24 protein-coding genes and 1 pseudogene are annotated in these 18,938 nt (G+C 45.7%); 18 read left to right on the forward strand and 7 right to left on the reverse strand.

Annotation, left to right across the window (positions count from 1 at the left end; translation table 11 throughout):
* Positions 1-36: 36 nt before the first annotated feature.
* From GKC68_RS10555 to GKC68_RS10580, 6 genes are all read right to left on the reverse strand, one after another.
* Positions 37-600, reverse strand: a complete 564-nt coding sequence (locus tag GKC68_RS10555) for a siphovirus Gp157 family protein (RefSeq protein WP_342656816.1) — start codon at positions 598-600, stop codon at positions 37-39.
* On the reverse strand, positions 597-2,849 hold the full coding sequence (locus tag GKC68_RS10560) for an exodeoxyribonuclease VIII (protein ID WP_342656817.1): 2,253 nt from the start codon (positions 2,847-2,849) through the stop codon (positions 597-599). The genes GKC68_RS10555 and GKC68_RS10560 overlap by 4 nt, the downstream gene beginning before the upstream one ends.
* A complete protein-coding gene (locus GKC68_RS10565; RefSeq protein WP_342656818.1) occupies positions 2,842-3,078 on the reverse strand; it encodes a hypothetical protein in 237 nt (78 codons plus the stop codon). Before GKC68_RS10565 ends, GKC68_RS10560 begins: the two co-directional genes overlap by 8 nt.
* A gap of 97 nt (positions 3,079-3,175) precedes the next feature.
* Entirely contained in the window at positions 3,176-3,475 is a 300-nt protein-coding gene (locus GKC68_RS10570; protein WP_342656819.1) for a hypothetical protein, read from the reverse strand.
* Between the two features lie 66 nt (positions 3,476-3,541).
* Complete coding sequence (locus GKC68_RS10575; RefSeq protein ID WP_342656820.1) at positions 3,542-3,805, reverse strand: hypothetical protein; 264 nt, start codon at positions 3,803-3,805, stop codon at positions 3,542-3,544.
* A 182-nt stretch (positions 3,806-3,987) separates the two neighbouring features.
* Positions 3,988-4,389 (reverse strand): helix-turn-helix domain-containing protein, encoded by a 402-nt coding sequence (locus GKC68_RS10580; RefSeq protein ID WP_342656884.1) that lies wholly within the window; start codon positions 4,387-4,389, stop codon positions 3,988-3,990.
* Between the two features lie 88 nt (positions 4,390-4,477).
* Here GKC68_RS10580 and GKC68_RS10585 point away from each other — a divergent pair, with 88 nt between their 5' ends.
* The 16 genes and pseudogenes from GKC68_RS10585 (at position 4,478) to GKC68_RS10660 (ending at position 15,648) form a co-directional block, all read left to right on the forward strand.
* Positions 4,478-4,711 carry a Cro/CI family transcriptional regulator gene (locus GKC68_RS10585; RefSeq protein ID WP_342656821.1) on the forward strand — a complete coding sequence of 78 codons (234 nt, stop codon included), beginning with the start codon at positions 4,478-4,480 and terminating at the stop codon, positions 4,709-4,711.
* A complete protein-coding gene (locus GKC68_RS10590; protein WP_342656822.1) occupies positions 4,689-5,177 on the forward strand; it encodes a toxin YdaT family protein in 489 nt (162 codons plus the stop codon). Before GKC68_RS10585 ends, GKC68_RS10590 begins: the two co-directional genes overlap by 23 nt.
* The gene (locus GKC68_RS10595; protein WP_342656823.1) at positions 5,170-6,054 is read left to right on the forward strand and encodes a DNA-binding protein; all 885 of its coding nucleotides are present in this window, start codon (positions 5,170-5,172) and stop codon (positions 6,052-6,054) included. Before GKC68_RS10590 ends, GKC68_RS10595 begins: the two co-directional genes overlap by 8 nt.
* Before the next feature lie 895 nt (positions 6,055-6,949).
* Positions 6,950-7,195, forward strand: coding sequence for a hypothetical protein (locus tag GKC68_RS10600; RefSeq protein ID WP_342656885.1), 246 nt, complete (start codon positions 6,950-6,952; stop codon positions 7,193-7,195).
* A gap of 102 nt (positions 7,196-7,297) precedes the next feature.
* A complete protein-coding gene (locus GKC68_RS10605) occupies positions 7,298-7,810 on the forward strand; it encodes a hypothetical protein (RefSeq protein WP_342656824.1) in 513 nt (170 codons plus the stop codon).
* A gap of 300 nt (positions 7,811-8,110) precedes the next feature.
* Positions 8,111-8,395 (forward strand): hypothetical protein, encoded by a 285-nt coding sequence (locus tag GKC68_RS10610; RefSeq protein WP_342656825.1) that lies wholly within the window; start codon positions 8,111-8,113, stop codon positions 8,393-8,395.
* Positions 8,396-9,229: 834 nt separating this feature from the next.
* The gene (locus tag GKC68_RS10615) at positions 9,230-9,823 is read left to right on the forward strand and encodes a DUF1367 family protein (protein WP_342656826.1); all 594 of its coding nucleotides are present in this window, start codon (positions 9,230-9,232) and stop codon (positions 9,821-9,823) included.
* Positions 9,824-9,882: 59 nt separating this feature from the next.
* Positions 9,883-10,176: a DUF1364 domain-containing protein gene (locus GKC68_RS10620; RefSeq protein ID WP_342656827.1), complete on the forward strand. Its 294-nt coding sequence runs from the start codon at positions 9,883-9,885 to the stop codon at positions 10,174-10,176.
* The gene (locus GKC68_RS10625) at positions 10,173-10,556 is read left to right on the forward strand and encodes a hypothetical protein (RefSeq protein WP_342656828.1); all 384 of its coding nucleotides are present in this window, start codon (positions 10,173-10,175) and stop codon (positions 10,554-10,556) included. Before GKC68_RS10620 ends, GKC68_RS10625 begins: the two co-directional genes overlap by 4 nt.
* Positions 10,553-11,263, forward strand: coding sequence for a bacteriophage antitermination protein Q (locus tag GKC68_RS10630; RefSeq protein WP_342656829.1), 711 nt, complete (start codon positions 10,553-10,555; stop codon positions 11,261-11,263). The genes GKC68_RS10625 and GKC68_RS10630 overlap by 4 nt, the downstream gene beginning before the upstream one ends.
* A gap of 667 nt (positions 11,264-11,930) precedes the next feature.
* Complete coding sequence (locus GKC68_RS10635; protein ID WP_342656830.1) at positions 11,931-12,257, forward strand: phage holin, lambda family; 327 nt, start codon at positions 11,931-11,933, stop codon at positions 12,255-12,257.
* Complete coding sequence (locus GKC68_RS10640; RefSeq protein ID WP_342656831.1) at positions 12,254-12,871, forward strand: glycoside hydrolase family 19 protein; 618 nt, start codon at positions 12,254-12,256, stop codon at positions 12,869-12,871. Before GKC68_RS10635 ends, GKC68_RS10640 begins: the two co-directional genes overlap by 4 nt.
* Positions 12,868-13,425, forward strand: coding sequence for a DUF2514 domain-containing protein (locus tag GKC68_RS10645; protein ID WP_342656832.1), 558 nt, complete (start codon positions 12,868-12,870; stop codon positions 13,423-13,425). Before GKC68_RS10640 ends, GKC68_RS10645 begins: the two co-directional genes overlap by 4 nt.
* 27 nt (positions 13,426-13,452) lie before the next feature.
* A complete protein-coding gene (locus GKC68_RS10650; protein ID WP_342656833.1) occupies positions 13,453-14,004 on the forward strand; it encodes a hypothetical protein in 552 nt (183 codons plus the stop codon).
* A 213-nt stretch (positions 14,005-14,217) separates the two neighbouring features.
* Positions 14,218-14,631, forward strand: a pseudogene (locus GKC68_RS10655) (ParB/Srx family N-terminal domain-containing protein); the annotation flags it as partial.
* A gap of 81 nt (positions 14,632-14,712) precedes the next feature.
* Complete coding sequence (locus GKC68_RS10660) at positions 14,713-15,648, forward strand: DNA methyltransferase (RefSeq protein ID WP_342656886.1); 936 nt, start codon at positions 14,713-14,715, stop codon at positions 15,646-15,648.
* On the opposite strand, the gene GKC68_RS10665 is transcribed toward GKC68_RS10660, so the two are convergent.
* Entirely contained in the window at positions 15,645-15,869 is a 225-nt protein-coding gene (locus GKC68_RS10665) for a hypothetical protein (RefSeq protein ID WP_342656834.1), read from the reverse strand. The two genes, GKC68_RS10660 and GKC68_RS10665, sit on opposite strands and share 4 nt — an antisense overlap.
* A 707-nt stretch (positions 15,870-16,576) precedes the next feature.
* Between GKC68_RS10665 and GKC68_RS10670 the strand changes: the two genes are divergently transcribed.
* Positions 16,577-17,593 (forward strand): terminase small subunit, encoded by a 1,017-nt coding sequence (locus GKC68_RS10670; protein ID WP_342656835.1) that lies wholly within the window; start codon positions 16,577-16,579, stop codon positions 17,591-17,593.
* Positions 17,594-17,602: 9 nt separating this feature from the next.
* The gene (locus GKC68_RS10675) at positions 17,603-18,928 is read left to right on the forward strand and encodes a terminase family protein (RefSeq protein ID WP_342656887.1); all 1,326 of its coding nucleotides are present in this window, start codon (positions 17,603-17,605) and stop codon (positions 18,926-18,928) included.
* The last annotated feature ends 10 nt before the right edge of the window (positions 18,929-18,938 follow it).

Raw genomic sequence — 18,938 nt, forward strand, 5'->3', positions numbered from 1 at the left:
CTTCTCAACGAGCGGCCATTTCTGGCCGCATTCGGTTTATCGAACTTGTAACGTCACTGGGCCTGTCTCAAGGTGAGCGCCGGGGATCGATTTAATCAATTCCGGGTCTGGTTCTTCTCCAGCAGCTTTGGTCGCTTCAATTTTGGTTGCCAGAGCTAATAAGGCTTTTTTCAATTCGTCGTTCTTTATGGTGGTTACAACTTCGGTATGCGACTCAACAAATTCATCGGGTAACAAATCAACGTCATCGATCCTCAGGCTTACGCTACCTTTACGAGCAGTAAAAGTGTTGAGCGTTGTTTTAAAGTTGGTGCGATTGCTCGCCTGAAGACATTGCAGAAGGTAGCTTTTGAGTGCGTATGTCTGACGCTCCCAGTGCTTTTTACGCTCGGCAACACGGGCAGCTTCTTTTTTGCAGGCTTCTGCTTTTGCATCAAAATCGCGGATAACATTCATGGTGGCGTCGAACTTGTCTTCCAGTATTCCCTCAATGCCTTCAAGCGTGTCAGCTATCATTTCAGGGGTAAGCTCACCGCCTTCTAAAGCTAGGGACTCCAGTTTGGATAGCTCAAAAGCGAGGTCGATAGTTCGGTTGCTCATGCTGCTTTCTCCTGCAATTTGGCGAGGCATTCAGATTTAACTTCTTCGAGTCGGCGCAGACGACCCTCGAGATATTTGGTGTATTCGTGGTCGGCTTTTTCACGGGCCGCCTTGAGATGAACGCCCATTACGCGGGTGAGGGATGAGGCGATACCGGACACTTCACTTGGTGTAACCGCTGTGCGCATGGTGTCGGTGTTTAGTTTAAATTTTTCGTCCAGTTCTTTACGGATACGGGGGATGTTTTCAGCCTTATCGCTGGCGTTGGCCAGCTCGAACTGAAGGGCATTTTCCTGTTTGTATTCCGGCTGGTCATACAGCCCTAGCCACACGTCCGCAGAGAACCCCAAGAGAGAGAGCGCTTTTTTGATGGCATCAGTCAGGGATTTTTTCTGTGCCTCACCATCACAAGTAATCCCGTGTTTAGTTTTGTAGAGGTATTTAGTTGCGCCATATGCTTCCACCTCACCACGAATTTCGCCCTCGATGGCGTACCACAATTTGATTTTAATGCTGTGGTTTTTTTCGGTAATCAGTGTGCCGTCACCGTCCCTAAGCAGGCGATTTCCGATGAATTTTTTATCTTCATAGATGGCTTCGCTCATTGGTGCGCCAGGGAGCATGCGATCTTCCAGAACCTCGAAGCCCCAGCCAGTGCCGATGGGGCCGAAAATTTCGGTCGCACGCATAATCATGTACTCAGCATTGATGCTGGTACCTTCGAAACCTGCGCCAGCAAGGTCTTTGGTATAGCGGGGATCTGTGCGCATTACGCTCCGCCAGATTTTCATGTTGTCGCCTTTTCCAGCGAGATCATGCTCCAGTGCTGCACCTATTGACTGAAAAGTAGTAACAGGAGGCAGTTTCGCGGCTACTTCCGTTTTTTCGACTTCATTTGAGGCGTTTTTGTCATTGGTTTGCGACTGCTCTGGCGCCAAATCTTCAATGCTGAAACGGCCATTACCGAGGTAATTGATACCGGGTTGATCACTGCTGGTCGGCTGCTGAACTGGCGGTGCCTCTTTTAGAGCCTGATATTCTTCTTTAGTGATCTCGATGCAGCCTTGTTCAATAAAGGCTTCGAGTTTTGCCTGCTTGTTAGCACGGCCTGGCTGGCCATCGGCGGTGCGATAGTAGAATGGTCCGGTACGTTCTACAGGTGCCGCAGTTTCCACCGTCCCCGCTGCTGGGTCATCACCAGTGTATTGCGGTTCCACTGAATCAGTTTCTGGTGCTTCATGTTCCAGTACGCGAGTTGATTCCGCCGTGTTTTGTTCGGTTTCATTGGGTTGTTGCTCCATTTTGCCGTGAGCGGCCAGATACTGGGCTATATAGCGACCATGTGATTCAGGGAACTGATAGGTGTCAGGGGCAGGGGCATTACGAACAACATTGAAAATAGTTGGACGGTCATAACTGAGGATGTTTTCCTGGATGCGAAGCTGCGTAGACCACCGTTTCCAGTCCTCTCGATCTTCTTTGATAATACCGTTAGCCCAACGAGTAACAGAGGCCAAAGGTGCATTGGGGTCTATATCACCAACCCAAAGCGCTATCGCAATTTCGAGATCGAGTGTTTTATAAGTGTGTTTATAAGGGCGCGGTATAACTTGAGGAACGCCAGCGAAAATCTCACTGTTAGCGGATTCATTTCTGGACTGCTGGTGCTGCTTAAGCCAGTCATTTAACGCTGCTTTAATCTCAGGCCATTTCTTTTTCAGGGAACAATTTTGCTGAGTCCACTCGATGGCTTCGATGATCCGTTCCGGATACATCGACATCACTTCGGGAGTTCTGTTTAAAGCCTCAATGAGATGGCCATCGAACGTGTTTTGCTCTTCCTGCTGCAATTCAAGAGCTTCTTTATACATAGAAGCAGTGATGTCAGTAGTCTTGTATTTTACAAGGACAGCGGCTTTCGATGAGGAGGCGATTTTGTTGAAATCAACCTTTGTTTCACGCTCTACAGGATGATTCAGTTTTTCATCCCAGTCGTACTGATAAAAAAATTCTTCATCCCATTTATCAAGCGCGGGCCGAGGCATTCCAGGGGAGTCTTCGCACAAAACCAATTTATGCTCAGCTTCCTGAGCAGCCGGATATTCTTCCATAAGAAGAAACATAGCCTTAGCTTGAGCATGTTTATGATCTCTGGCTTCAAAGGCTATAGCCAGCTTGTGCGCACCAGTCTCATCGATTGTTTTTTGGTCAGGCAAAAAACCTACAATAAAGACCTTCTGTTTAGACATGATTGTCTCCATTTTTCACAGATTCATAGGTGTTTATTAGTTTGTTATAAGTTTCTTCGGGTAATACTCTTCCCAAGTGTTGGCAGTCACAAATTTCGAGCTGTCGAATAGCTTGATAAATTAAATCCTCAACTGTTATGTAACCCTCCTGAATAAGATTTGTAAAAGTGTCAGTCATAGCAGATGAAGCAACACTTAATTCAATCTCTTCACCATTGATAAGAGACAATTTCTTGAACCTGATGCTTATAATCAAATTTCACCTCATGGTTATTTTGAAGTGTTGTCATCAATAGACTAAAGGCCCCGATGCGGGGCCAGTATCATCAATGCTTCGTTAATGATTGTCCTGATTTAAAAGCAGCCTGATAAGCTTTATAAGTAATGCCGGAAGTCATTTCAGCGAGTTTGATTTTTGTGATTAATCTACTGATATTTAAAATTGCCTCTTCAAGGCAACAGTATTCACCAAGTAAAAATCCGCCATCCAGAATCACAGTTACTTTATCCTTAGATGGCACGTGAACGATCCCATTGACAAGGTCGTCGCAATTAAATGAAGCAAAACCTGATGATAATTTTTCGATTTTTAATTCAATAGCAGTTACAGTAGATGACAGGATCATAAAAACTCCTTAATTAGATGATAAGTTGCCTACCCTTAGGGCATAAAATCCTGGTGTTGGACACTTCTAAATAAAATATGCTTTTTTTAATAATTTATTGGCGAGATCAAAATTTCTTTTTTTTGCCTCCTTTTGAGCTTGAATTAATGTTGAACGATTAATAATGCGTACATTTTTAGCAGTACAAAAATGTATTGCGTTCATTTTCTTAATCAGTTCAGATTTACCCGCTAGGGTATCGACTGATCCGATAGTACGATTACACCTTGGGCAAATCACCGGGTAGAAACCGCCTTTATCCGGGGTCCAACTTACAAGCGGCTTGTGCATGGCTCCTCCTGCATATGTGCCCTTACGCTGGGCCAGCGGAACGTTTTTACTGAGTAATCACTGTGCGGTGATTGGTGTTGATGGGGATAAGATTAGCTACAGCTAATAAATTGATCAACAGAAAATTTAGTTTTAACTTGATTATGGGGCGTGATTTTATACAAGTAATTGTTTTTATTGAATTACTTTTTTTCCATTCTTTTGCGAGCTTTTAGCAGTTCATCAAACAGCCGGTTAAAGTTTTCAACCCTAGCCCTCATTTCATTGAGCTGAGCATCTTGTTCGGATTCAGGCAACGCGTCGAAGAGGTCTAAAAGTTCCTGCTGTCTTGCATCCATAGTGACGGGTAGCGCGCTTGGTTCTTCTGGAGTTTTATCCTCATCACCAAAGAGAATCCATGTTGGAGAGCAACGCAGGGCCTTACTAAGGGCGTGTAGATTCTTACCCGTAGGCTCGCTATCGTCCCGTTCCCATTGGGAAATCGAAACATCGGTGAGTTGTAGGGCTTTAGCTAAGGTTTTTTGCGTAAAGCCTAAGTCTTTACGGCGGGAGCGAATGCGCTCACCAAGTGTTTTGTCTTTCATTGTCATAGTTAGCTAATACTAATATCTCTTGATCGAGTTATGGCTTATGTGTATTTTATTAGCTATGGCTAATTAAAGAGGTTGGACGATGTTCACTAAGGACGCACTCAATTTTTTTGGAACTAAAAGCAAGCTGGCTTCAGCTGCGGGGGTGAAACTCCCATCGATTTATAAATGGGGGATGTTGGTTCCTGAAGGTAGAGCCTCCCGTTTGCAAAGTGCATCGGGGGGGGTTTTGAAGTACGACCCTGATTTCTACGATCGCCATGCTAAACAAAAAAGAGCTGGAGAACTGAATCATGAAAATCACTCCACGGATTGATGCAGTTGCTGCAGAACTGGAGGATTGGGCGATTCAGGTGGGCTGGAAGACTGTCGGCCTTAGAGTGGCTGAAATTTATCACGCTAATGGTGGTGGGAAAATTTTACCTAAGACCGACACAGCGAAGGGGCTAAATAACGCAACGCAGCGCGTTAAACGCATTTTTCGCGGTTTTGATGGTCCTCGTTACGGCCCACAGGCAGAGAGTTTAATCCTTATAGCGCTGGCAGCTTTACCGGCTGAGCGACGCGCTAAGTTGCAAACTCCTGATGACCCGGTTTTCCTTGCAGCTCTGGCGGCAAAAGAGGGTATTCAGGCTGTTAATGCAGTTCATTTAGGTGCAGCGCCTGATTTGGTTTTACAGGCGATTAATGAGGCCATTGCGGCGTTTATTGCCATAAAGCTCGCTATTGAGCGTTTGCTTAATACCGATAATTGGGAAGTTTACCGGGGCAATTATGCGTGATTATGCAACTGTATCGCCGCAATTCTGGCTTGGTAAAACAGGCCGCGAATTAAGAAAAGCGGGGGCAGAGGCACAGGTTGTTGCGTTTTATCTTATGACGTCTCCTCACTCGAACATGCTCGGTTTGTATTACTTGCCGGTACCCTATCTGTCGCATGAAACGGGTCTGGGCTTGGAAGGGGCTGCAAAGGGGCTTGAAAGGGCCATTGAAGCGGGGTTTTGCAGCTATGACGAGGCTTCTGAGATGGTTTGGGTGCATGAAATGGCCGCTTACCAGGTAGGCAGGGCATTGAAGCCAGGTGATAACAAGTGTGCGGGAGTACGTAACTGTTATTCAGCACTGCCTGAAAACCCTTTTCTTTCATTGTTTTACGAAAGATACAAAACTGATTTTCATCTTATTTTTAAGCGCGGAAATGAGAGGGGTTATGAAGGGGCTACGGAGGGGCTTCGAAGTCAGGAACAGGATCAGGAACAGGATCAGGATCAGAAAAACACATTGGGGCATGGCCAATCATCCAAAAAGAAATACCCAGTGGAATTTGAAAAAGCGTGGGGGCTTTACCCCAAACGAGCAGGAGGGAACAGCAAGGCGGAAGCATTCAAAATCTGGACCGAGCAAATTCAATCTGGTGTGAAAGTTTCGGATTTGATTTCGGGCGTTAAACGTTATGCCAATTACATATCCGCAACTAAAAAAACAAATACTCAATTTGTTAAACAAGCCAAGATATTTTTTGGCACTGGTGAATATTACCTTGAAGATTGGGATGTGCCTTCCAAATTTAAATCCTTAGCGGAGTCTAATTGCGATTATGATATTCCACCAGGATGGAATCAGGGTTTTAATAAGAACGATGGAGAAAAAGATGGATAGAAAATTTATAGTAATTATCCGTAAGGCTCGTTGTAGTGATTCAGGTTATTCGATTGAGTACAGTTCAGACCTGAGAATGTTCCCTGACAAACAACAAGCGATCAAACATGGTTACGATGACCAAGATAGCGATGATTTCAATATCGGTGCTGTTGAGAACGGAAGGCTTATTTCATTTGAATGGATCGAAGGGGATATCGGCGAGGATGAGAAAACCCTTCAAAAAATATCAAACGAAATTGGTTTAACTAGGGAATGTGTTGCGCAAATGAAAAAATACTACGTTTCAGGGTGCATTGAAATCGACAGGGATATTAAAACTTGCGCAGATAATGAGGCTAAATTTTTTACACTTTACAAACGTGAAAAAACTGGCCTGAGTCATGCAATTGCAGATTTTACCAACCGTGAAAATGCTGAAATTGTAATGGCCACCTTTGAAAAATGCGACTTTTTACAGCAGTCGTCAAATGCCTTAGCAGCCGAGGTTAATGCGCTGAAAGCGGCTCATAAGAAAGTAGTTTCAGATTTCGAAAAAACTATCAGCCAGCTCATCGGTGAAAGCAACTCTCTTAGATCAACTTATCCCTTACCAGCCACGCCAGAACATGATGTTTACCTGAACTCTGTGCGGGCAGATGCTGTATCGCACTTCTGGAATCGCTCTCTGCGCGACGTAGCCCACGTTCTTAGTGACATTAATGCATTTGATGACAAATCAGAGGCTGCGGATGTTGTGCATTCAGAAATCAAAGAGCGCGTGGATGATTTTCTCGAAAGCCTCCGCTCCGGCACCCATGACACTGCGGATAATGCGAAAGATGCTGAGCGCGCTTCATTAACCGCTTTACCAGTAGAGCGCGATCAATACGGTTACTGGTCACATCCTGACTATCTGGCCTTCTGTGACGGCCGCGAATATATCCATCCTACTGAGTTCAATCAGTGGATGGAATCGAAAGGTTTGGAGTGGACAGTCGATTATCGCGATGAGGAAGAAATAGAATCAGACGTTGATGGTTATGACCTCTCTGCGTGGAATCCTAAAGAACCTGCAGGTGATGGCTGGTTTGTAGGCTCTATCCATGACACCGAAGATGGCGCTGTCTGTATCTGGCTTCGTGCTAAGGCGGGGTTGTGATGGCTAATATTTCACTCCTTTAGTTGATAGCGCTAGATAAAAGTAGAATTTCTAATGGAATAGTTGATAATGAAGATTGTGAACGTTACTTGAGGAATTATAGTGAGTCTACACAGCCAAGATTGGATCAACATTGCAATCGCTGCTGGCACATGTGCTGCAGCATGTTTTAGCTATAAAGCATCTGATGCAGCTAAAAAATCCAACGAAAGCTCAATTCAGCAATTTCGAGAACAGCAAAAGAAAGAGGATGAAAAATGGTTAACAAGTATCCTCCAATCATTAGCGCTTCAATGTAATGAAGAAGTATCGAAAACAGGCGTGCTCAATGATTCTGATTCGTCAATTAGTAGAATAGCGACCCTATCATATAACGCTATAGATTTTGTGAATAGGTATTCCACTGAAGTAAAAAGGAGTTCAAACCTTAGAAATTTTTGGTGTTTCCTTCACTCGTCAGTGTGGTCTGAATTAAAAGGTAGACAAATCCTTAACAGCAAACAGGTAACTGAGGAGGATATGATAATTTTTCCTGGTGCTGCAGAATTTTATAGTACAGTAAAAGAACAATATGATTTTGTTGAAGATAATTTGATTAAAGTTTTGAGTCCTTAGTGAATTTCTCAACTATAAAATCCTAAAATACATAAGCTTAAAAGTATTGTAACCTTTTCTAGGTCGAGTTTAGAACTTAAAAAATTCCACAAACCTAAGAGTTACCTGTAAATTTAATACGGACTTAGCTACGCCCAATGTGGCTTAAAAGGAGCGTATGATTAATCCGGATATCGCACATGTATATGCAACAGTCTAAAACGCTATTGAGTATTTTCGTAAAAAGTTCCAGTATTAAAGAAATACTGTGCTGCCGTTCCTTGGCGGTAAGGACATGGTTTATCATAAGGAGAAATAATAGTGGAAGTTGATTACTTACTTATTGGTCATGGGTTGGATGGTGAAATTAAACGTGATGATTACCCTAAAAAGAACCTGGTAATTCACGAGACGGTTTTAATGTCCAGCCATCAACAGCGAGCAGTCAAACCATCTAAATTTTTTGAAGTGAGTCTTATAAACGATGGTGGAGAGCTTTATGCTGTGGCCATCGCGAGGTCAACTAACTCATCTGAAATAGTCAGGATGATCCGAGATAGTGGTATCAGGCCTATACCAAAAGAGTTATTAAAACAATCTGATTAAGCTCCCGCTGTATGTAGTTTTTGCCCAAACAGCTAAAGTTACCTATTGGATAGTTGATGAGCTTTGCTATGGGGGCTGGCCTAGTTAATCAGAAGGAGGACAGAAAATAGCATACAGACCAAGAACATGCCCATTCTGCAACTTTTGGGGGCCAAGGAAGAACCCTGGTGGAAAATGGTCATGCGATATGTGCGGACTCGAATGGAAGCCAGAGCAAGATAAACGCGAAAAAGACAAACAATGAAACCCCGCCCGCGCGGGGTTCTAAACGTTTGCGCAGGCTGAGAAACCTCTTAAAAAAATAGGGCCAGTGATAATTATTGTAAAGTTGCAGCGCATTACTCATAACTCAAATTTTGTATAAATTTTCCTAATATCCATTGTCAAATTCTCCCTACAATCAACTGTCACCGTTCTTAATTAACGGTTTGCTATACAAAAAATTAGCAATATTTTCAAGTGGATATAATCAACCAACACACATTTTTAAGTATTGAAAATTCGTTGGTATAGTTTTACTGTGCTTTTGTACAGTTGTTTTGTCTGAATATTATTGTGGCTCTAAATCTAAGGGGCGATGTATGCATATACCAGATAGACTTATACCAGGGCTAAATCATTACTCGGGCCTGGTCCTAATCAAGTTTGTTGGGGGCTCGGCGGTAAGGGGGTTCAAGTTGCGTAAAGATGAGTTTGTAACTTCACTTCGCACCATGGACGAAGCAAGAGTTAAAGCTGGTTTGAAGCCTTTTGACTCTGAATGAGTTCGGTTATAATTGTTGTTGTAAGGTCTGAACAACCTACTGAGTAACACTGTGCCACGGAGATCAACCGATGGCACTTATACAACTTGTGAAATCCTCACCTGAAACTCTATCCCCGGCTACGCCTGAGGGTAGACTGTTTCTTCAGCGCATCAAAACAGGCGTGTGGCTCAACTGTGATGTTAAACAGGCCAGAAATTACCTTTTCCATAAACGTTTTTTCGCGTTACTCAATCTTGGCTTTGAATACTGGACACCAACAGGCGGTACTGTAACTCCTGCTGAAAAAAATTATTTGAGAGGGTACGTCCGCTATCTGGTTTCAATCGCCGGTAACGTGGAAATCCTCGTCGATACAGAGCATGCTTATAATCAAACATCTGCCGAACGTAGAGCCAATGGCTTCGCCATTACCAAGTCGTTTGAGGCCTTCAGGAAATGGGCCACAATCGAGGCTGGCTTTTATGATGAATTTATCCTTCCGGACCTGACCCGCCGCCGTGAGCCTCGTTCTATCGCCTTCTCCAGTATGAGTGAAGGAGAATTTTTAGAGGTCTACAAGTCTGTTTTTAACGTCCTCTGGAACACCATTCTCTTCCGTAAATTCACATCTGAAACCGAAGCTGAAAATGTGGCCATGCAGCTACTGGAGTTAGCCGCATGAATATTTGGCCCGAAGAAGTGAAGCGCATTTTTCAAACTAATGTGTCGGTGAGGTGCTGAATGGGGAAAGTTAATTTCCGCAAAGAAGCTCGCGGGCGTGATTGCACTGTCCGCATTCCGGGTATCTGTAACTTCAATCCAGAAACGACCGTGTTAGCCCATTACCGGCTCGCCGGGACCTGCGGAACAGGTTGTAAACCTGATGACACACAGGGCGCATGGGGCTGTGATGCCTGCCATGCAGCTATCGATGGACGCATCAAAACATCTTTCTCTCATGATGAACTTCGCTTGTTTCACGCCGAGGGAGTATTTCGCACTCAGGCAATTCTAAGAAGGGAGGGCAAGCTGTGAGCACTGAAACAGAAAGTGAGTTGCTGAATATCGTTACATTCCCAGCTAAAGAGGGTAAGGGAAAAAGCGATTTACAGTTCTTGCCTCAAGGTGAAAAGGTGTGCTGTTTTCATCGAGCCGTCTCTGTAAATGAACACGAGCGACAGGTTCGTTGTCGCCGTTGCGATAGCGTATTGGATCCGTTCGATTATCTGCTGTCTATTGCTCGGCGAGAAGTGCAACTGGCAGATACCGTTGATTATCTCCGCCGTGAAGAAAAACAGCGGCGCCAGAATATCGAAAAACTTATCCAAATTGAGCGCAACGCGAAGTCAAGGATCCGCCGAGCAGGGTGTAAAGAGCCTTTGCCCCTTTGGCAGAATGAGGTGATTGAGAAATGACACCGCAATTACTCGAATACGCTCGTATAGAACTTACGCAGGCTTTGATGGATACATCAGGCAAAACGAAAGGCCAGTTGCAGGCATTCAGTGAAAACCCGCTGGCAGACAAAAACAGCAATCCACGCAGGCCAGTACATTTAGTTGAGTTGGAGGATGGGAAGGGCGGAACTCGTACAGTGAAGGCAGAGAATACGGCGCTGTACATACTGGAGACACGAAGCCGCCGTAGGCCGTTACCCCCGATAGATGATTATGAATTTGCCGCCGCACCTTGGCGCCGCGCGGTAAACATGCTGCCGCAGCATCAGCAGGCCTGGCTGCGCTACTGCTATGGTTTCGATCTGACGTTCCGCTATCAGACAATGATATGTGAGGCTATCTGGGATGGACATCAGCATCATCTGCCGCTCGGTTTGTTGAAGAAAACCAAAAAGCGGGTTGTTTCCCTCGTCTGGTTGGCTGTGCAGGAAGTCGCAGCGCAGCAGATGAACGATACATACAAGAAATATGCAGGTGCGCTGCTCGCTACACACTTGGGCGTATCACGCTCAACATGGTGCGAGGTTTATGCACATCACTGGAAGATGCTGAAGAGTGCAGTGGCATCATTAGACGTTGAATCATTGGGTAACGTTTTAGCCTGTGTGCCAGAACCAAATTATGACAATGATACGAGCTGGCTATTGCAAAACCGAACAAAATAGACGATATTTAAGACTAATTTGGTATGTTGCCAAAAGTATAATAAGCCCGCCATAGTGCGGGTTTTGTCGTTTTTCCTCATTAAATAAGAACTTCTTCTTTGCGTGAGTATTTTTCAACGTTATAACTAAGTCTCATACATAGGAGTTGTTAATTATGGAAAAAAAAACAGTTACCCCTGAGCAGATAGCGATGGCGATTGTCAAGCATATGGAACCCGTGTTTCCTCCAACAACGCAGGTTAGACAAATTATCGCCAGGGTAAGAAAGGGGGGGATGAAAGATTTCTGGAGCTTGATATTTCGAAGATGCTGGTCGAGTACTTTGAAGAGGCCTTGAAGATTCGTGATTCAATACCTGAAGAAGTTAAAAAAAAGCTAGATAAATAAACGCATAGTTATAGTTTAACCTAAGTATCTTTTTTTAAGCCTCGGCATCGACCGGGGCTTTTTTATGCAAGTACCACCTTTCGGCTTAGAAAACTGTGTTTACAGAGCCTTTTCTTTTTTCCTATTCGGTTTGTGACCTGCGTAGTGCCCTTATCAGCGCGATAGACGCGCAGTGTTAAGGCCGCTGACAGGTCTATTCAGTGCCACATCTTTCCCCGTACCGCTCCTGAATATTCGGGGATTTTTTATTCTCTCACGGCGCCCCGTTCCGGAGGTGACTATGGAAAAACACGGAATAATTGAGCAAACAATGAAATGGCTGGCTGTATACCTGCCGTCGGTTTATGCCGGGCTGACGGCTTTAGGGATTTCTGCATTGATGGATATAAGGGCTGGAAAACCCAAAATCTATACAGCCACTGGGGCGCTAGTTTGCGGAATTGCAGCCTTAGCAGTGTCGGCAATTCTAGAATATTTGGGCCTTCCTGCAAATTCAGGTGCATTCGTAGGCGGCATGATTGGTTTTATTGGTGCTGACCGACTGCGTGATATTGCCGTGTCGTTGTTTTCCAAACGCACTGGCATCAGTACAGAGAAAAGCGAATGAATAAACTACAGTTTCAGAAGGCGGCTAATATCAGCGCCGAATTAGCTGCGCGTTGGTTTCAGCCAATTGATGCGGCGATGACTGATTTTGGCATAACTTCTGCCGATGATCAGGCGATGTTTATCGCTCAGGTGGGGCATGAGTCCGCAGGGTTTACCCGGATCACTGAAAACCTGAACTACAGCCCGGAGGGATTGCTTTCAACCTTCGGAAAGCGCTTCACGCGCGAAACCGCTCAGGAGTACGGGCGCACGTCTGAACATCCTGCTAATCAGCGGGCCATAGCCAACTTCGTTTACGCGGACCGTATGGGTAACGGAGGCCCTCCATCCGATCACGGCTGGATGTATCGCGGTCGCGGCCTGATTCAGATTACCGGTCACGACAATTACAAGGATTGTGGTGCTGCTCTGGGCACCGATTTGTTACTGGTTCCGCAGCTTTTGGAGCAAGATGAATATGCAGCCCGTTCGGCGGCGTGGTTCTATACCGCAAAAGGCTGTCTTATGCACTCCGGGGATATCAAAGCAGTTACGAAAATCATCAACGGCGGCAGTAACGGCCTCATAGATCGGCAGGCGCGCTATGACAAGGCGAAATCGGTGCTTGTATGACCGCGCTGTTAATGTTGCTGAGAAAATATTGGAAGCCGCTGGCGATCACTTTGCTGGTGGCTTTTTTGTTATGGAGTGTATTCAACGCGGGATATGAATCGGCTGATTCTGCCTGGAAGCAACGATGGCTACAGCGAGATCTGGCTGACTCAACCGCAACCTTGCATCGAGAGGTTGCCGAGCGAACTGAAGAACGGCGGCGCCAACAGGCGGTAGACGAGGAAAAGAAACGTGCAGATGAGGAACTGGCAAAAGTACAGGCTGATGCTGACGCTGCTCAGCGGGCTGGTGATGGGTTGCAGCAACAACTCTCAACGCTTCGCAGGCAGTTCGCAAGAAGTGAAACCGGCCGCATTTCCGCAGTTGCAGCAGCAGGCGCGGCAAAAACCGAGACCACAAGAGTGCTTGCCGAGCTGCTTAACGAAGCTGACGGCTTGGCGGGAAAGTTCGCGGAAGAAGCTGATAGGGCTTATGCAGCCGGTATCAGCTGCGAACGGACTTATGGAAAAATAATTTCTGAACGCATTGTGAAACCTATTGAACTTAATCGATAATCTCGGCTTATCATTAGGAGGCTTGAGATGGATTGGTTTGATAAAAATTCTACAGCGCTGATCACCGCTGGTGCAGCGATAGTGTCTGCTGTATTAGCTGCTACAGTTGCTTTCATTAGTTCATGGATTAGTAACAAACAGAACACGCAGCGGACCGAACTTCAGTTCGCTCACGAAGCTGTAAAAATAAAAAAAGAACTCATGATTCAAAAAGGAGAAGAGTTATTTACTGCCTTAGATAAATGGTTGAAGTCCTGCTATGAGTCAAATACTAACTTCATATTTTCTATAACTGAAGGTGAAGTTCATCATTCGGAAAAAGATGAATCAAAGGTAATCAATGAAGTTTATACAAGAGCTAACACTCTGGTAGCTATCTACTTTCCAATGCTGGAAAAAGATTTTAATGAAATCTCTGACACGCAAGTCAAGGCAACTGTAACTTATGCTTGTTATTTGACAAATCAAACTGATAAAAATAAAGCGGCAATATCTATCCACCAAACAAATAGTCTTGTTATCGATAAAGCGAGAGTTTTTCGAGAGAACTTAGCTAATGAAATAAAGAAATTCATTTAGCTGCTTAAGCGTGATGTTTATTTTAACTAAATATTTAATTTCAAATTTTAATAAAAAATTTCTTTTCGCAAAATCTATTTTCATTGCATCAAAGAATGGGCGACTGCCGTTAGCGCCAACTACCGGCAGCCATCATACCCATAGCACAGGTCATGAGTACAACCGAGGCCCACCTGCTTGTACAAGCCGGGCCATAATATTGGATCAACCCACATGGCCAAAGCAAAAAATCAATCAACCCTTGCGATTGTTTATAAATCGCTCAACTCACTTATTGCCTATGCCAGAAATGCCCGGATACACTCCGATGAACAGGTGAGCCAGATTGCTGCCAGTATTAATGAGTACGGCTGGACGAATCCGGTACTGATTGACGAGAATGAAGAAGTGATCGCTGGTCATGGAAGGTTGCTGGCAGCCGAGCAGCTTTTTTTTGATGAAGTGCCAACCATCACCCTGGTCGGGCTGAGTGAACAGCAGAAAAAAGCCTATCGCCTGGCTGACAACAAATTACCGTTAAACGCCGGGTGGGATGATGAATTGCTAAGGCTAGAGTTAAGCGACTTGCTGGACAGTGGCTTTGATATTGATCTCACAGGGTTCTGTCAGTTGGAGATTGACGGACTTTTCAACGTTGATGACAATTTGATATCTGGCGAATCGAAGGCGGGAAATCTGACCGAAAAATTTCTTGTACCACCGTTTTCGGTGCTCAATGCCCGCGAGGGCTGGTGGCAGGAGCGTAAGCGAAGCTGGATCTCTCTTGGAATACAGTCAGAATCGGGGCGTGCTAGCGAACTACTTTTCAATAAATCTTCACAAAGCGGTGCGGTTTACGATAAGAAAAATACTTATGAGGCAAAGACCGGCAGAACGGTAAGCTGGGATGAGTTTTTTCAGGCTCACCCTCATCTGCAAACGTTGCCAACAACGAGTATTTTCGACCCGGTAATTTGTGAACTGGCTTATCGCTGGTTTTCTCCTGATAGCGGGGTGGTGATCGACCCTTTTGCGGGTGGATCTGTGCGGGGTGTTGTTGCAGCCAAACTGGGGCGACAGTATCTTGGCTGCGACCTTAGAAGCGAACAGGTTGAAGTAAATCGTCAGCAGTGGGGGCAGATTGATACTGATGGTAGCGTTGCTCCTCACTGGCATTGCGGTGACAGTCGTGACATACATCAGCACTTCAAAGGGGTGCAGGCTGATTTTCTGTTTAGCTGCCCGCCGTATGCTGATCTTGAGGTTTATTCTGACGACCCCGCTGATATTTCAACGCTGGATTACCCTGAGTTTGTCAGCGCCTACCGGCAAATCATCAAAAATACGTTATCCCTGCTCAAAAATGACCGGTTCGCATGTTTTGTGGTGGGGGAAGTACGCGATGCGAAAGGCATCTACCGCAATTTCGTCAGTGATACGGTATCGGCTTTTTGTGACGCAGGTGCGGCCTATTACAACGAGGCGATCCTTGTAACTCAAGCGGGTAGTCTGCCTGTTCGGGCTGGAAAGATGTTTTCAGCGAGTCGCAAACTTGGCAAGACCCACCAAAATGTACTGGTGTTTGTTAAAGGCGATCCCCGAAAAGCGGTAGAAGCCTGTGGTGAAGTCGATGTCACCGATATTTTTCCTGACGAGTCAGATTAAAGACGATATTTCGCTTTTAAAGCGTCAACACTAGCAGCAATCAATAATGCCGGTTCTCTTCCCATCTGTATTTGAAACGCTGGACGCAGCACGGCTTCTTTGGCCCGTGTGATGGTTCGTGCTTCATTACCTAGGCGGGGAAAACTTCCGGCAAGTTTGATAGCCGCTTCCCACTCGTTTTTACTGGCCAGTTCCCTGAGAACGTCGATTTTATTTTTCATGGCGTTTTCCTCCTTGCTCTGGAAGATAGCGGAGTCACCGCCCCTGTTCGAGGGGATGCGGGGAAAATATGCAGACTTTACCAATAGTGAAAATCGAGGCGCTGGCCGCCCGTCGCCTGACGGAACAGCAGATAGCTGACGTCCTGAATCTGGACCTTACAGAATTAAAGGGAGACCCTCAGAAAATTGGGCGGTTTCGTGAGGCAGTAAGGATTGGCAGGGCAAAGGGCGAGGCGGGGATAAGGGATGCTCTGTACCGGAAAGCGAAAGCAGGAGACGCGCGAGCGTGGCATGAGTTACTTCGGCGAGAAAAGGATTGCGATAACTGAGTGAAGTGTATAAAGGGCGGGAAAGATTTTCCCGCCTAGTAAAGCTACTTACCTTTCAGTAACTTCATCAGTTTAATGAGCCTGTCCAAAATCCCGATGATTAGCTCTAGCTTAGTTTCAGGTATGACAATCAGAGTCATCAAGCTGGCCACCAAAAGAATGAAACAGATTTTCGTTAAAGACATAGATACTCCTAACAAGGCCCTTAACGGATTTGCTAAGGAGTAGCTCTTTACAATTTCGATTTTGGAAACCGAGTGAAAAGTAAATAAAACTTCTTTTTTATATTAAGCTTCTGATTTAGATGGTTATTTATTTTTGATTTGGTTGAATTTACGGCGAATCAAAGAAACTTTCGCCCAGTAAGGACAGTGATCAATGCGCAAACCGGACTGGAAATTACTGCAATCTCAGTTTGCCGCAGCTTTCGCCAGCACGGGCATCTCCCCTAGAGAATGGTGTGAGCAGCACGGCCTTAACTATGACAGTGCCCGTCGTTACATAAAAAAAAACGTAGCCAAAAAAAATGCGCAAAAAAAAACTGCGCATAACCGCACTGAGCCCGCCCAGCAAAGGCTCTCTATGTGGAAAGGCTTTGATTCAACCTGCGCAGCTGAAGATCCGAAGAGATCCGCTTTTTGCGCAGGTTTATCCGACAAAGAATCCATATTTGTTTCTTCCTATTTGCAAAGCCGCGACAAATACGACGCATATCTAAAGGCGGGATATTCAGGTAGCGATCGTCATGCGAGGTTACTTTATCGAAAGCCGGCAATAGCAAGGGCTATAAATCTTGGTATTGAGATGATGAGCGAACAGGCGATTTTAACGGGTCGGGATATTCTCAGGCACTGGCATGAAATAGCCACCGCTGATCCTAATGAGATTTCTCAGTTACGCCGGACTTGTTGTCGTTACTGCTGGGGGGAGAACTTCCTTTATCAGTGGGGTGACATAGCTGAATACGACAAGGCAGCAGAAAAAGCCGCTAAAGATGGTAAGCCTGCACCTGAATATGGTGGTCTGGGCTTTGTGGCTAACGATGATCCCAACCCCGATTGTCCTCGTTGTGGTGGTGAAGGCCTAGCAGATGTATTTCTTGCTGACACGCGGGATGTTATAGGGACCGCGCGGCGATTGATAGCCAGTGTGAAGAAAACAAAATTCGGTATTGAGGTCATGACGCGTGACCAGGACGCCGCATTAAAAAACCTTGCAGCTTTCCACAATCTGGCCTCCAGCGAGCAGGACAGAGAGCTTCGATTACTTGAAATCGAACGCGTACGTCTTAGCAATGAAAAAATCAAAGCCGAAATCGAACACCTCCGTAATGGGGCAAACGGTAACGATCAGATCATTATTCACAATTCGCTGAAGCCGCCTGGCGCTGAATAATCAGGGTGTATCGTGGCGGAAATTTTCTTACCGGAATTACATTCCGAGCAATTGCGTGTCTGGACGGAAGGTTCTGAGCACCGATACAACGCCATACGGTGTGGTCGACGTTGGGGCAAAACCGTAATGCTGGTTGATATAGCAGTGAGCTATGTCACCAACAAATTCGTCATACCAGGAAAAAAGAGGTCGATAGCCGGGCGTGTAGGGATTTTTACCGCGCAATATCGGCAATACCAGGAGATTTTTGACGAACTGGTTGAGTACCTAAAGCCGCTCATTAAAACGCAGTCGAGAAGCGAAAAGCGAATCCTGCTTAAAAATGGCGGCAAGATAGACTTTTGGGTTACTGATGATAACAAACTGGCTGGGCGTGGCCGTAAATATCACTGTGTGCTGATCGATGAAGCCGCATTTACCAAATCGCCGGAAATGCTGGAAGAAATCTGGCCCCGCGCTATCAAACCAACGCTGGTGGATTATCGCGGCCGTGCGTGGGTGTTTTCCACTCCTGATGGTATTAACGATCAGAACTTTTTCTACGCCATCTGTAATGACCCGGCTCACGGCTTCCATGAGCACCATGCACCGTCTTCATCAAACCCTCACCTTCCAGCAGATGAGCTGGCGGAAATAGAGCGAACTACAGACCCCCGTGTATGGCAGCAAGAGTTTCTGGCCATATTTATCGACTGGTCGAAAGAAGCGTTGCTGGACGTGAATAAGCTGCTGGTGGATGGTCTGCCCGTTGAGATGCCTACCACCTGCGACATGATTTTCGCAGTAGCGGATACCGCGCTGAAAGGTGGTACCGAAAACGACGGCACCGGGTTCGTTTATTTCGCATATGAAGAAACCTACTCAAAGCCGCGGCTAACCATCATTGACTGGGATGTGACGCAGATTAAAGCGTCATTGCTCCCGGAATACATGCCGAGCGTCTACGACAACCTCGAACGGCTGGCGAAGATTTGCCGGCCTCGTCATGGAAGCCAGGGCGTTTTTATGGAAGACGCCGCGATGGGTGCCATCCTCAACCAGAAAGCCGAAACTGAAGAATGGGATATGAAGCCCATCAAATCGGTTTTGACCTCTAAGGGGAAAGACGAAAGGGCTGTTTTAGCGTCCGGTCATCACTGGCAGGAAAAAGCAAAAATCGCCAAACCCGCTTTCGATAAAACGGTCGAGTTCAAGAAAAAGACCGCTAACCACCTCTGGCGCCAGATTGCAGGTTTCCACCTGGCCGACCCGAAAGCGCATAAACGCGCTGATGACCTTTTCGACTGCTACACGTACGGCCTGATCATCGCGTTCGGAAACTACGAGGCACTGTAAACAGGGACTT

Source organism: Pantoea sp. RSPAM1 (assembly GCF_038816185.1).
Lineage (GTDB): Bacteria > Pseudomonadota > Gammaproteobacteria > Enterobacterales > Enterobacteriaceae > Pantoea > Pantoea ananatis.